The 15,347-nt window shown below is 29.2% G+C and carries 12 protein-coding genes and 1 pseudogene; all 13 read right to left on the minus strand.

All coding sequences use genetic code 11. The annotated features are described in order from the left end of the window. Positions 1 to 436 precede the first annotated feature (436 nt). Positions 437 to 691 (minus strand): hypothetical protein, encoded by a 255-nt coding sequence (locus tag U472_RS15430; protein ID WP_068719628.1) that lies wholly within the window; start codon positions 689 to 691, stop codon positions 437 to 439. 36 nt (positions 692 to 727) lie between these two features. Beyond that, positions 728 to 1,231 (minus strand): AAA family ATPase, encoded by a 504-nt coding sequence (locus U472_RS15435; RefSeq protein ID WP_068719629.1) that lies wholly within the window; start codon positions 1,229 to 1,231, stop codon positions 728 to 730. Positions 1,232 to 1,324: 93 nt separating this feature from the next. Further along, entirely contained in the window at positions 1,325 to 2,161 is an 837-nt protein-coding gene (locus tag U472_RS15440; RefSeq protein WP_068719630.1) for a class I SAM-dependent methyltransferase, read from the minus strand. Positions 2,162 to 2,257: 96 nt separating this feature from the next. Further along, positions 2,258 to 3,049 carry a class D beta-lactamase gene (gene blaOXA, locus U472_RS15445; RefSeq protein WP_068719631.1) on the minus strand — a complete coding sequence of 264 codons (792 nt, stop codon included), beginning with the start codon at positions 3,047 to 3,049 and terminating at the stop codon, positions 2,258 to 2,260. Positions 3,050 to 3,186: 137 nt separating this feature from the next. Next, positions 3,187 to 3,594, minus strand: a pseudogene (locus U472_RS15450) (DUF116 domain-containing protein); the annotation flags it as partial. A 39-nt stretch (positions 3,595 to 3,633) separates the two neighbouring features. Next, complete coding sequence (locus U472_RS16940) at positions 3,634 to 3,795, minus strand: hypothetical protein (protein ID WP_176714193.1); 162 nt, start codon at positions 3,793 to 3,795, stop codon at positions 3,634 to 3,636. A gap of 488 nt (positions 3,796 to 4,283) precedes the next feature. Next, positions 4,284 to 5,060, minus strand: a complete 777-nt coding sequence (locus U472_RS15455; RefSeq protein WP_068719633.1) for a flavodoxin family protein — start codon at positions 5,058 to 5,060, stop codon at positions 4,284 to 4,286. Between the two features lie 28 nt (positions 5,061 to 5,088). Beyond that, positions 5,089 to 5,661: a TetR/AcrR family transcriptional regulator gene (locus U472_RS15460; protein WP_068719634.1), complete on the minus strand. Its 573-nt coding sequence runs from the start codon at positions 5,659 to 5,661 to the stop codon at positions 5,089 to 5,091. A 315-nt stretch (positions 5,662 to 5,976) separates the two neighbouring features. Beyond that, on the minus strand, positions 5,977 to 8,568 hold the full coding sequence (locus tag U472_RS15465; RefSeq protein WP_068719635.1) for a winged helix-turn-helix domain-containing protein: 2,592 nt from the start codon (positions 8,566 to 8,568) through the stop codon (positions 5,977 to 5,979). A 261-nt stretch (positions 8,569 to 8,829) separates the two neighbouring features. Beyond that, positions 8,830 to 10,689 carry an ATP-dependent zinc metalloprotease FtsH gene (ftsH, locus tag U472_RS15470; RefSeq protein WP_068719636.1) on the minus strand — a complete coding sequence of 620 codons (1,860 nt, stop codon included), beginning with the start codon at positions 10,687 to 10,689 and terminating at the stop codon, positions 8,830 to 8,832. A gap of 158 nt (positions 10,690 to 10,847) precedes the next feature. Then, a complete protein-coding gene (hpt, locus tag U472_RS15475; protein WP_068719637.1) occupies positions 10,848 to 11,393 on the minus strand; it encodes a hypoxanthine phosphoribosyltransferase in 546 nt (181 codons plus the stop codon). 12 nt (positions 11,394 to 11,405) lie between these two features. Beyond that, positions 11,406 to 12,797 (minus strand): tRNA lysidine(34) synthetase TilS, encoded by a 1,392-nt coding sequence (gene tilS, locus U472_RS15480; protein ID WP_083189950.1) that lies wholly within the window; start codon positions 12,795 to 12,797, stop codon positions 11,406 to 11,408. Positions 12,798 to 12,935: 138 nt separating this feature from the next. Then, the gene (gene spoIIE, locus U472_RS15485) at positions 12,936 to 15,326 is read right to left on the minus strand and encodes a stage II sporulation protein E (RefSeq protein WP_068719638.1); all 2,391 of its coding nucleotides are present in this window, start codon (positions 15,324 to 15,326) and stop codon (positions 12,936 to 12,938) included. Positions 15,327 to 15,347: the final 21 nt, after the last annotated feature.

Consider the following 15,347-nt stretch of genomic DNA (forward strand, 5'->3'; position numbering starts at 1 on the left):
ACGAAAGTTAGGTTTTAAAGTTAGATGACTTAAAACTTTCTCATTCTATAATAAAGATAGTCCCGAAAGATCTCGGGACTATAACTAATAATAATTTTATAATTTGAATACTATATCTTATCATTTTATTTTTTTATGTTAATTATACTTTTAATTAATAAAACAATATTTAGAATAAACATAGGTGTTACTGATTTATACTCTTGATATTCTTTACCAAACTTATCAAGCAACTCTTTCTCCTCTCTTTTGGCCTCTATAAAAGTAAAGCAAAGCCATAATAGTCCACCAAGAATAAAAGATTAATCAAGCCTTCATATTTTTGTCAATTTGACAATCAGATAAAAAGCTACTAAATCTAAGTTTAAACTTTCATTGGTCATTGGAACAGCGTAATTAAATCCATATCTCCGATAAAAATAAAGAATACCTTCAATTACTGCCAAATCATAACCTGGTTCTTCACATTTTTTAAAAAAAGTTCTGTTAAGCGCTTATTAATCCCCTGACCTCGATACTCCTTAATAGTCCCTGCAATTCCATATTCTGCAGTCTTTATATCAACACTTCCATATTTAACTAGTACATCTACTAATTCTTTTACTTCATCATCAAATACATCATGAGATAATTGCTTTAAATTCTTAAAATCCTCTTCTGTACTGGCAATTGAATATCCAATATTACTCATCGGTAATTATTCCTCCTAATATTTCTTAGTCTTAACTTATAAATAGTCACCTCTTTCTATAATATTTATAATTTCATCTACTATCTTTTCTACAGTACTATTTGTAGTATCTATTTTAATAGTCTTCATAGTCTGATAAAGTTTAAGTCTTTCCAAACTCATTTTAATATTTTCTTCTTTACGTCCATCCTTTAACATTCTCTTTTCTAATTCTTCTTTAGAACAAATTAAAGAGATTTTATAAAGTTCAAATTCATAATTTTGGAGCTTATCCAATATAATCTTAAAAATATCTTCATGATGGATAACCCAATTAAATATTACATATTCAAAGCCAGAATTATCTAAAAAATTGTTTAAAAGATATGTTATATTATCTTCTACCATTCTTCTATTTTCTTCTGTAGCACGAAATGGATTCATCATCCAGCACCAATCACCATCAAGCCAAACACTACTATTAAGTTTTTTATATAATCTCTTACAAATTGTTGTTTTCCCTATTCCCATTGGACCATTGATAATAATTAATTTTTTCATTTCTATCTCCTTCTTTCTCAAACATTAAGAAAAACTAATTCCATCTAGTTATTTTATAATTTTAAACTTATAGGCTAATAACAGTATTCTATACTATTTTCTAGTAACTACTGCTAATGTCTTTGATTTTTTAGAATATCTTTTTCCTGTCACATCAGAGTAATAACTATGATCTTTAAATCCAAATTCATCTAATACATTAGTTATGGTTGCTTTAGTATAAAAATGATTAAAAAGTCTATAAATTTTAGTTTCTCCATCCTCAGTCATAACTATTGTCTGATCTAACAACGTATCATCTTCTGGATAAAGAAAAGTTTCAGTTAATGCAAGATACGGTTTCTCATTCCAGAATCCATCTTCTGTAATCTCCCAACTTCTACTTAACACATCTTTATCCCTATTCCTATCTGTAAATACATCAAAAACAAATATACCACCTGGTTTTAATGCTTTATAAATCTTCTTTAGTAAAATATCTCTTTCTTCATTTGTAAGTGCTCCAAAATCACAAAAAATTAGCATAATCACATCAAATTCAGCCTCAAAGTCAATTGTTAAATAATTTTGATAGATATATTTAATATCTAAATTATTTTCTGTAGCTTCTTTTTGAGCATAATTTATTGAGCGTTGAGAATAATCTATTCCAGTTATAGAATAGCTAAGCTTAGCTAAACGAGAAGCATATAATCCAGGTCCACAACCAAGATCAAGAACTTTAATATCTTTCTTAGAAAAAACATCCTCGTTAAGCCATTCAACCGACTTATCTATAGTTGACATCTTTCTACTGGCTGCATCCCAATCTGGATTAAGATGGGCTTCAAGCATCTTCTTAGAGATATGTGGATCATCCCAAAACAAAGTCTTATTTCTTTCAAATAATTGAGGCTTTTGAGAAAGTTCCATAAGTTTTTTAATATTCATTTAAACAACAACTCCTTTTTAGTTGCTAGTTCCAACATAGAATTTTATATCATATTAACTTCAATTATTTTAAATTTACATAATTTTGGTTCTTATCTAATTTAATAAATTTAACTCTCTTAATATATTCTTAGTTATTATTTTAGCTTTCCATCCATATGCACCATTTTCAGCTTTTATATTAGTTGCAAAAGTATATCTATTGCCGTTATTATATAAATAACCTACAAACCACCCTAACTTCCCATTAGATCCTGTTTTACCCGAAAAAATAATATTATTCTCCTTTTCTAAAACTATAATTTTTTTAACTATATTTATTACCTTATCATTAAATGGAAGTTCTTCTTTGTATAACTTGGTTAAAAAATCAACCTGCTCCTTTGGAGAAATTTTTAAAGAATTATCAAGCCAAAACATATCTATACGAGACCCAATTTCTTTGTTTCCATATCCTACTTTATCTAAATAATTCTTCATTCTATCTCTTCCAATATCACAGGCAACATCTTGATAATACCATACTACTGAATTAGCTATAGCCGTTTTTAAAGTATGATCTTTATTCCAAGATTTTATTGAATATTTCTTTTCATCCCATTTTTTCATTGTATTCTCATCCTTTACCACACCTGTTTGAAGTCCTACTAATGAATTAAATATCTTAAAAGTAGAACATGGTGATACTCTTTGATTTGCTTGAACTTCATTATACTTAAAATATGAATTATTATTAAAATCATATAAAACAAAAGTTCCTTCATAATCTTTAAATATCTTATCAAAATTAACATTGTTATCTTTTAAATCAACTTGGTCTTCATTTTTAAAACCAGATGTGAAAACCATAATTGAAATTAATAAAAAAATTAAAACAAAATTTTTCATTCTATTTTCCTCTCCTTTTTAATTTATAATAATCTATCCTAAAAATATAATTGTCCACCCCATATTATTACTTAAATACCACCAATAACTTCTAGTAATCTTCCCCTATTTAAATTTGTTGGAACCTCTTCCTTTTGTCAATGATTTTCACACCCACAATAATCAAGTAATACACATTGCACTGGAATACTTACTCTCTTCATTTCATAGCCACCTAATAGTAAATTTAAAACACAAGCAACCTCTACTAGCTCAATTTCATCTTGGTTTTGCCACTTTTCTAAAAATTTAGAAAAATCAGAAGAATGAGATATCATTACTACTCTAAAATCTTCTTCTTGGGCAATTTGATTAATTTGATTAATATTACACTCTTGACTACATGCACTACAAATCATATTTAATCCATCTTTTTGAGCTTTACAATCTGCAGCAGATTTTCTTCTCATACAAGTAGGCAATAATACTATTTTTTCTTTGGTAGATTTAAATTCTTCTTCAAACGCCTGATTTATTATTCTAGCTCCTACCATATTTAAATGATACTCAACTTCTTGCTTAGCACAAAGTAAAACATCTTCTTGCTATAAATGTTCTTTATGCTTTTCTCTAAGAAAATATTCAACATCTTCTGTATATTGACCTAAAACTTCTTTACTATTCTCTTCAAACCATTTAGATAACTTAATAGAGTTAGTTAAATATTTAATAATAAATTCTGGAAATTTACTTTCAAAATAGCTCAACCAATTATTAAATCTTTTAACTTCTTTCTTATATTCCCCAGTAGCTTTTAAATAATAAATAAATTCACTAAAATTCTGTTGATTAATAGTTAGATTATTTTTTTGCTTTCTTAAAGGGAAATATAATATTAATGTTGCTAATATCCCACGTAAGAAATCAATCTTAGGCTTTAATCTTTCTTTTTTACTTCTTAAATTATATAACTTCTTTAAAATTAAATAAAAAGGCTTTAGATATCTTATTACACTATTAACATATAACTTCCACAGTACCCCGATTGTCCAAAATTTAAAAATATATTCCTCTTTAGAGCGTAAATTCTCTAGTTATTCTTGCTCTATAAAATCCATAAAATCATTAATTAAATTATTACTTCTCTTCATTTACCTTATTAATGACTTTTTATGTAAAGAAAGAAATTTTACTATAATAATTATCTTTTTTTAATTATAAGTAACAGTTTTCATTTTATCTACCTTCTCAAAAGTTATTTACTATCCTTAGGAGAGAGATCACGCATAAAGAACATACCTATCTTTAACGCAAACCATGCCGCTATCTTTTTAAATATACTTATCTTAGTATCATAATAATACTCATCTTTATCTTCATAATATTCATAATCAGCAGGAAGGTAATCTTTTACCAAAGAAGATACATTCTTAAAAAATTTAAATCGCAGATACTTATTAATGCCTGGTACTTCCCTTTTCCCTTCCACTATTGAATCATAAAGTCTCTTTGCTGCTTTACTTACAGCTTTTCGTTGTTTAGCTTCAGCCTTACCAGTTAAAGGCCATGGTGGAGTCACATAAGCTAGTTCATCAACTATTTCCGGCCCAACCCCAAAAGTATTACGCATAGCCTCTATAGTTTCTTCCATTCCTGCTCCTCCAGAATTTGCAATTAACATTACTTTTTGATCAAAAAAACGTGGTCGATGGTTAGTATAAGCAAAACGGTCAATAAAGTTCTTCATCAACCAACTAACATTATAGACATATCCTGGTGAACTTAATATTACTCCATCAGCATTTACAATTTCCTCTTCAATTTTTATCCTATCGTCTTTTAATGGACATAAATCTACTCCTCTGGAGACGCATAAAAAACACCCTCGGCATAATTCTAAATTAGAATCTTTAAGTAATAGATATTCAAATGTAGCATCACCAAATTTCGTCATTTGCTCTTCTATTTGTTGAACAATCTTATACCCATCACCCTTACCCTTGGGACTACCAATTACAGCCAGTATTTTCATAAAAATCACTTCCTTTTAATAATAATTATTAGCTCTTCCCTAACATGTTATCAACAATTCTATCCATCAACTCATCTCTTTGCTGATCATCATAATAATTAATTCCAGTCTGTTCTTTAAAGATAGAAGTTCTTAAGAATATCACTTGTACTGTTGCTAACTGCTGCTGAGCCATAATTTTTAAATCTACGCCATCTTTCTTATCTCCATAAACTTCTTTTAATTGTTTAACAATTGACTCTAATACTTGACTACTATTATCATTGATACTTCCATTTTTTAAGTCATTTAAAATAGAAACTCTAGCTATTCCTGGATTATTAGCTAAAAACTTAGCAGCTCTCTTTAATCCCAATCTCATTTTTTCTTCTGGACTTATATCTACATCTTGATATTGCTTACCTGCATTACTTATAATAGTACCTATAAATTTTTGAACAGCTTTATTAATTAAGTTCTCCTTAGTTTGAAAATGATAATTAATCATACTTACAGCAACATCTGCTTTTTTAGCAATACGGCGCATTGTTATTTTCTTTATATCCTGTTTTTCTTTAATCAAATCAATAGTTGCCATAATAATCTTATCTTTTGTTTCCATACTTTCCCTCCTTTATGCTATCAAACATTGTTTAGAACATTGTTCGATTAATGGCATTATACCTTATTTTTTATAATTAAGTCAAGATAAACTGCTTAAATAATTATCTTATTTTCTTAAACTACATAGAATATTGTGAAAATAATACTTATTTTATATAAATTATTTATATTTTTTATTCAAATCAGAGAATTTCATAAAGGAAAATTCATACAATAAACCTACTATATATAAATTAAGCTACAGATTATAAAATAACCTGGAATATAATTTCTATAATAAAAATAGTCCCGAAAGATCTCAGGACTATAAAAATCAAATTAATTTTAATTTTCTAGCTTTATTAATTGCTTGAGCACGTCTATTTACTCCAAGCTTACCGTAAAGGTTATGAATGTGCCATTTGGTCGTTCCAACAGTAATAAATAACTCTTTAGCAATCCCTTTATTTGAATATCCTTGAGCTATTAACTGTAAAATTTCTAATTCTCTGTCACTTAAAGGCTCTATTAATTTCTCATTATTTTCATTGACTTTAGAATTTTTATCAAATTGCTTTATTACATTACTAACAAAAGTCGGTGCTAAACTCTTTACTTCTGACAAAAGCTGAGTTATAGGCTGCCCATCTTCAATAAAAGAACGATAAAATTCCTCTGGAGCAGCAATACTTAATGCTTCTTTTAAATATTTAATTGCCTTATCTTTAGCTCCAAGCCCTTTTAGAGCATAGCTTTGTAAAAGATGAATAGTAATCAAGTTCCTATAATTTTCTTGTTGTTTAGTATTTTCTTCTATAGTTTGAAGAAGTTCTAAAGCTTTTTCAAAATTTTGTTGGGCTAATAAAATACGAATATAAATCTGATTGGCACAAGCATTAGATTCATTAGCATAATTTTCTAAGGCTAATTCTAGATTACCTTCTTTTAAGTAAAGTTCTATCTTATAATTTTCAATTCTAGTAATTAAATAAGAGAAATCTATAACTTTAGAAAAATCATAAAGCTCTTGTAAGATCTCTAAAGTTTCATTTCTCTCTCCTAAAGCATAATAAACTGAAGCAAGATATAACTTAGCTTCACTATAAAGATGAGTTAGACCTAATTGTTCTACTAACTTAATTCCCTTAATTAAATACTCTTTTGCCTCTTTTAATTTATTTCCTTCAAAAGCTACCATTCCTAAAGTAATATAAATAACTTCAGCTATAGGAAGCAATTGCCCCCCTTGATCAACAAAATATCTAAGACCTTGTTGACATAACGCCTTAGCCTTTTTTCTCTCACCATGTTTAATAAGATTTAAAGCAAGATTAATTAAAGCTATTAAAGCTATAAAAGGCTGTTCTAATTTCTTTCCAGTAAATAATGCACGATTAAAAGCATCGATTGACTCTTTTATTCTGCCCCGACTTGCCTCTGCCCAGCCAATGGTTAACAATGCTCCACTATAAAAGAAGTAATCAGACTTATCAATAAGGTCTAAAGACTCTTTAGCTAATTTATAAAATGAAGTTTCTCCTTTGATAATATTAAATAAAACCTGTAACAATTTACATCTGCCTAAAAATCCTGATTTCTCTACTACAGTTGAATTATCTATTAACATTGATAGGTGAAATTCAGCTTCTTGTACTTGACCATCAAAAAATAGTCCAATAATTTTATAAAAATTTAAATTTATATCCTCTCTGATATCTTCTTGGGGTAATAAATCTATTAAGTTAACTAAAGTTTTTATTTCTCCATTTTGAAATAAATTATCAGCAACTTTCTCAATTAAAGCTATAGCTTTACTAGTAGTATTAGCAGCTATAGCATGATTAATAGCTTCAATTAAATAGCCCTCTTTTTCTAAATAATTAGCCGCTTTAAGATGTAAAGTATTTTTTTCTTCCTTATCAAGTTCTGTAAGTAAATACTCTGCAAAAAGCTGATGATAGCGGTAAAAATTATATTCTTGATCTAAAGGAATAACAAAAAGATTAGATTCTTTTAATAAACTTAACATTCTAGCACTATCTTCTCTTCCTGTTATAGCATTGCATAAAGCAGGATTTAAACTATCTAAGATAGCAGTTTGGCATAAAAAAATATATATATCTTGGTTTAATTCTTTAATTACCTCTTCAAATAAATAATCTATTACATGTCGATGACTACCTCCAAAGGAATTAATAAATCGATTAATTGCTTGTTGATTCTTCTTTTGTAAAGAAATAGCTGCTAACTGTAAACTAGCAATCCACCCTTCAGTACGATTAGCTAAAATAGCTATATCCTGCTGTTTAAGACTAAGAGACATCTTATTTTTAAAGAAGTCTTCAACCTCACTTAACTTAAATTTTAAATCTTTAGCTCTAATATCTGTTAGTTGATGAGCTACTCTAAGGCGTGAAAGATTAAAAGGTGGATCTTGTCGGGTAATTAATACAAGGTTGAGGGATAATGATTGACAATCAAGTAAATATTGAATTATAGTATGAATCTTTTGCTCATTAATTAAGTGATAATCATCAACAACTAAGACAAAAGTAGATGATAATTTAGCAAGATCATTAATTAAATTTGTGATTAAAACTTCAAAGGCAGGTAATTGAGGAGAAGCTAATAAAGTTTGAATAGTCTTACCTATATTTATATCAATTTTTTTTAAGGCTTGTATTAAATAAGTTAAAAATCGCACAGGATCATTGTCTTTTTTATCTAGTGATAACCAGCAATAAGGGATATTAATAGTATTTAACCACTCAACTATTAAAGTACTTTTACCATAACCTGCTGGTGCAGATACTAAAGTTAGTCTTTTATCTAAGCCTTGATTAAGCTGCATTATTAAGTCTTGCCGACTTACTAAATACTTGCTTAAAGCTGGGAGATTAAGTTTAGTAGTTAATAATGGTTTCATTGCTTTACCTCTTTCTTAGGTTAAAATATTTTTAATACTAATAAGTAATAAATTCTACATATTATCTTAAAAAACTTTAAACCTTAACTTTACATTTAGATTTCCAATTTATTTTTATTTTACTTATATTAATTCTTAGAAAATTATTAAACACCTTTTTCTTATTTCCATAAAAATTATATAAAAACAAATTAAATCTAAATAACTTAACAGCTTTATAAGCAAAAAAACCACTAGCAATTAATTGCTAGTGGTTTTAGTTTACTCTTCAGCATTATCTTCTTTTAGATCCCAATAATCTTCTTCAAGATCATCATAAAAACCAGGTTTATATTTACTAATAATCGTTTTAATCTCTCTTCTATTTAAGGTCTCTTTCTCTTTTAATTCAGCTACCATATCTTCAACCATATCTCTATTCTCTGTCAATATGGTTCTAGCTGTTTCATAACATTTAGATACTAAGTCTTTAGCCTCTTTATCAATCTGTGAAGCAACCTCTTCACTATAATTTCGGCTACGTGAAATATCTCTACCTAGGAATACCTGTTCATTATGCTTTTGACCTAAAGTAAGTGGTCCAAGCTTTTCACTCATTCCATAATCGGTAATCATATTTCTAATAATCTTAGTAGAACGCTCTAAGTCATTTTGAGCACCAGTACTAACATCATCAAGGAAAACCTCTTCGGCTACTCTTCCTCCTAATAACATAGTAACCTTATCTAAAAGTTCAGATTTGGTGATAAAACTCTTATCCTCTGTTGGCAGATTGATCGTAAACCCTCCAGCTCTACCACGAGGGATAATAGTTACCTTATGAGTTGGATCAGCATGTTCTAATAATTCTCCTAATAGAGCATGACCAGTTTCATGATATGATACAATATCCCTTTCTTTATCACTGATAATCCTACTCTTCTTCTGTGGACCAGCAATAACACGATCAATGGCATCATCAAACTCTAACATACTGATTCTATCTTTGTCACGGCGTGCAGCCAAAATAGCCGCTTCATTAGCTAAGTTTTCCATATCAGCACCAGTAAAACCTGGAGTTCTACGAGCCAATACACTTAAATCTACATCATCAGCTAAAGGTTTATTCTTGACATGTATCTCTAAAACGCCTCTTCTACCTTTATAATCTGGTCGATCAACAGTGACTTGACGGTCAAAACGACCTGGTCTTAATAAGGCAGGATCTAGTACATCAGGTCTATTAGTTGCAGCCATTAAGATAATCCCTTCATTAGCTTCAAAACCATCCATCTCAACTAATAACTGATTTAACGTCTGTTCACGTTCATCATGACCTCCACCTACACCTGCTCCACGTTGGCGACCTACAGCATCTAGTTCATCAATAAAGATAATACATGGTGCATTCTTCTTCCCTTGTTCAAATAAATCTCTAACACGTGATGCACCAACACCTACAAACATCTCAACAAAATCAGAACCACTGATAATAAAGAAAGGTACTCCAGCCTCTCCCGCAACAGCTCTAGCCATTAAGGTCTTACCTGTTCCTGGAGGACCTACTAATAATACCCCCTTTGGTATTGTAGCACCCAATTTATTAAACTTTTCAGGACTCTTTAAAAATTCTACAACTTCAACTAGTTCTTCTTTAACTTCTTCATAATTAGCTACATCATCAAAGGTAACCCTCTTCTTCTCATTATCATGGAGTCTAGCTTTACTCTTACCAAAAGACATCATCTTATTGCCTCCACCTTGCATCTTGTTCATAATAAAGATCCAAGCTGCAATTAAGATTACAGTAGGTAATAAGTAAGCAAAGACACCTGTCCACCAAGGTGGTTCTGGCTCAGGTCTTGTCTCAATATCTACTTCATTAACTCGTAATATCTCTTCAACTTTTTCAATAGTTCCAGGGACATTTATCTTAAAAGTTTTGTTCTCTAATCTACCCTGAATTACATTTTCACCTATGATGGTAACTTTTTTAATCTTTCCTGCTTCGACTTTATTTATAAATTCGCTATAAGTAATCTCTTCACTAGGTTGATTAGGTGCAATAATATACTGAGCTATTAAAACACCAATTGCTATAATTATCAAATAAAAACCTATACTTTTTGAAAATTTCTTCAACTATTAATCCTCCTTCCTCCCAAATACATAAAAATAAAATCATATAATTCCACAATTATTTATTATACCATATTAAAGAAGTTATAGCAAACTAATCAATTTCATAAATCCTTTTAAGCAACTTGCCTTAATTGAATTATAAAATCTCTTAAAATATACTATCCTTCATATAGTTCAGACTTAGGAACGAAGATAAATGGCACATTTCTATATCTCTCTTCATAATCCAATCCATAGCCCACTACAAATTTATTTGGAATCTCAAATCCATTCCAATCTATTTCAACATGCTTTTCTGTTCTACGTTCTGGTTTATCCAATAAAGTACAGACCTTAATACTCTTAGGGTTACGAGTCTTTAACATATTAATTACATGCTTTAAAGTTAAACCAGTATCAATAATATCCTCTACAATTAATACATGCTTATCTCCAATACTCTCTTCTAAGTCTTTAATAATTCTAACATTTCCTGTAGTAGTAGTTCCTTCATAACTAGTAACATCCATAAAATCAAGGACTACTGGTAGATTAATTTTACGAGCCAAATCAGCCATAAACATTACTCCACCTCTTAAAATACAGACCATAACTATCTCATCATCTTGATTATAGTAATTAGTTATCTTTTCTCCTAATTGGGCTATTCTCTCTTGTAACTCCTCTTCTTTAATTAATATTTCTTCAATAATTCCCTCTAGCACTATAATTCCTCCTTAATTTATAATTTCAATTATTAGAATCTTCTCTGTTTCATCTGTGATTTTAAATCTATCATCTACTCTAAGTCCACCTACCCAGAAAATATCACCATCTAAAGTTGTAAAAATTGGCACCTTATCCCTTTTATTTATTGGAATTTTCTCATCAATTAAAAAATCTTTTACCTTCTTACTCCCTTTCATTCCTAAAGGATAAAAACGATCTCCATCTTCACGCTGCCTTAAATAAAATTCCTTACCTATTTTAGAAAAATCTAAACAAGCAATATTGGGATCATTAAGAGTCTTCTTCCAAGGATATGTCTTCTCAACAATCTTTGTTTTAACTTCTAAATCTACTTGGGGAATTTTTTTACTTCCTAATAATAACCTATGCTTAAAATAATTAATATTATCAATATCTTCTGTTGTAAAAATTATCTCCTCATAATTCAATTTAACTATTATTCCTTGGGGCAAATCAAGCCGACTTCCAGTCTCTGAATTCTTAATTAAATCAAGAACTAAATCAATATGATCATAATAAATATCTTGATAGCTACCCTTTAAAAATTTAATACCCTCTCTAATAACTCTTCTCTGTATAGCTAAATTTAATTCTAATAATTTTTCGGCATTTAAGATCAATTTACCATTGTTTTTATTTATAGTTAATTGAGCTAAATTCTCTATTGTATATTCTCCTAAAAAAATCTCCTCTTCCCTTAACAGATCTGCAGTTTTATTTAATGTGGAGACTAGATTATTATTATACTCTTCTACTAATAAAGGTATTAAATTCAATCTAACTTTATTTCTAAGATATATAGTTTCTAGATTACTCTTATCGATTCTTGGATTCAAGTTATGCTCTTCACAATAACCTTCTATCTCTTCTCTAGAGATTTCAATTAATGGTCTAACTATCTTTCCTTGCTTAGGATAGATTCCACTTAAACCCTTTAATCCTGCTCCCCGTAAAAACTTCATTAATACAGTCTCAGCCTGATCATTAGCATTATGTCCAACAGCAACCTTATTAATATTAAACTTTTCAATTAACCCAAAGAAGAATCTATACCTAACTTGACGAGCTGCATCTTCAAGAGATAATCCCTTCTCTTTTTGATAAGCTTTAACATCATAAGATTTTATAGTAATAGGAATATTCCATTCTCTAGCTAATCTTTCTATAAACTTAGCATCCTTTATAGATTCTTCTCCTCTAATCATATGGTCTAGGTGAGCAATATGTAAATATAGATTATATTCTTCCTTTAACGTTTTTAAGCTATGTAATAAAGCAAGGGAATCAGGCCCCCCTGATACCCCTATTAAAATTCTATCCCCGTTATTAATTAATTTATATTTCTTTATAGTAGATTCTACTTTAGTTAACAAAGACATTTATTCTATATCCCCTCTAAACTCTAATTTGGCATCAAGTTTATTTGCAAAAATAAATCCCAAAATAAAAGCTTCTATACAGCTTTAAATTCTACAAAAATCTATGTTTTCCTGCTTAATTTAGTTATTTATTCTATCTTAACACTTATCAACCCTAATTACAAGTACAGTCATATCATCTTTTAAATCATCATTCTCTGATTGAGCTTTGTCAAGAATATATTGTGCTAGAGATTGAGGATCATTAATTAGGTTATTCTTAAGGATTCTAAGTACCCACTCTTCTTTGATAGTTAGATGTTGATTACTATCTAAGACACCATCAGTCATCATGATAATTAAATCCTTATCGTGTAACTGTAATGAATTAGGTTCTATATCAACTTTATTTAAAATGCCGATTGGTAAAGAATTAGACTTAATCATACTAATATCTGAACCTCTTTTAATAAAACTAGAAGCTGATCCTACCTTAACAAATTCTGCTTGCCCAGTTGCTTGGTCGACATTGAGTAAATCAATAGTAGCAAAGGAATCTTCATAAGATCTAAGCCCCAAAGAAGAATTAACTATATGTAATGCTGATTCATAGTCCAAGCCAGCTTGCAACATTTTTTGTAATAAATTAACAGCAGTTCTACTCTCTTGAGAAGCCTTAACCCCTACACCCATTCCATCACTTAAAATAGAGATAAACTTACCATCTCTTTGTTTAAAAAAGGTATAGTTATCCCCTGAAACATTTGGATTAGAGCTTACAGTAGCTACTCCATAATTAAATTGATAATTAGCTCCAGGAGCTAATTGGCAGATACAGCTTCTTTTACCCAACTCTGCACCACATTCATTCCAAATCATCTCCAAATTCAAGTCTAACTTACTATTAAGTAAAGGAATCATCTTCTTAGCACAATTACTCTCTCCATTACAACTATTCTTTCTAATAGTAAACTCTAGTTCTTCGTTATTATAATTGGTAGCTAAAACCTCTTTAACCATAAATCCACTATTTTCTAAGATAGAGTATATCTTATTCTCTATCTTCTCTTCTGTTCTAATCTCTACTGTAAATTCTTTAGACAACTTATCTATTACTTGAGACATACCTACTAGCTGATCTAATAAAATCCTTTCACTACTTTCTAATCTAGCTCTCCAATAATTATTTAATTCATACATCTTAACAAACTCATTGATTGCAGTTGCTAATTTTATCTTCCTTGAACAACTGATAGTCATAATATTTGTTAAATCATCTACTGTTACTTTACCCCTATTTTCAGCTATTAATAACAAATCAAATAAAGAATTATAAGTTTTGTAAAAAGAGTTATTCCAACAAGAATTATATAAGTCACATTTAGAACATACCTTATCAGTCAATAAATCTAGAAAAGAACCTATATTCTTTACTTCATCTTGTTCTGTAACCCCTACCTCAAGAAAAGAACTGGACAGCTCTGTAAATATATTAGAGAATTGTTCCATCCTTTGGGAAATAAAAGACTGTAACTTCCTCTCTTCCAATCTTAACCCTCTGTGCTTATCATCAATAAGCATATTTAAAGCTGGTAATAAGCTATCAGGAGTTACTAACAATAATAGCGCAGCAATTAAAGCCTCTTTTAATAATACCATAACAGAAACTGCTTCACTTATAAAAATAAGATAGATAACATTACTTAAAATAAAGCCCAGAATCACCCCTAATTTTTTATGCTTCTTAAAACTACCAGCAATCAGAGCAGCTAAAGCATAACTACCTATTAATGGAGTGCTATCTAAATGAGAGATACTATAAAAAAAGCCCAATAACACTCCAACTATAGTAGCTAAACCTGTACCACCAGTCAAAGCTATAATCATAATTAAGTAAGCACTAGCCAGACGAACTAAATTTATAGAAGCAATCTCTTCAACAGGTAAGCCTCCAATTGATAATGCAATTACTATAATAGCAAAGATTAAAATCATTATATTCTTTTGACTCTTGTTCTCTAAATAAATTAAAAAGTCTGGCAATATTCTCAAAGATAATAAAGTCATTAAAAATATCAACAGAACTTCAGAAATAACCAAGATTATATCTGCCGTAGAAGAACTGATTAATATCTCGGGAATCTGACATAGAAAAACAATTAAGCCTGCCACCATCGAGTATTTTAATGGCTTAAAATCCTTTAAATAATTGCTAGCTATCAATAATAAAATCATACTAACAATATACTTAGTAGCTAAAAATTCCAACTGGACAACATATCCTATAACTACACCACTAAATATAAACAATAATCTTGACACATCTGTTATCTTCTTTTTAACCTGATATAAAAAGAGTGCAAAATAGATAAATCCAAAAGGTGTCAATCCATCTAAGATAATAGCTCGTCCAAATAGAAAAGCGATTAAGAATAATGTTAGATTCATATAAGGTATACTGTTTAAAGTTATAAAAAAAGAACTCTTTTTAGATTCTTTATTCTTAAAATCGCTTTTTCTCTGATAAATAGGTAATTCTAAACTTCCCAAAACAACCCCTCCTCTTTATTA

The organism is Orenia metallireducens, from assembly GCF_001693735.1.
Classification (GTDB): Bacteria; Bacillota; Halanaerobiia; order Halobacteroidales; family Halobacteroidaceae; genus Orenia; species Orenia metallireducens.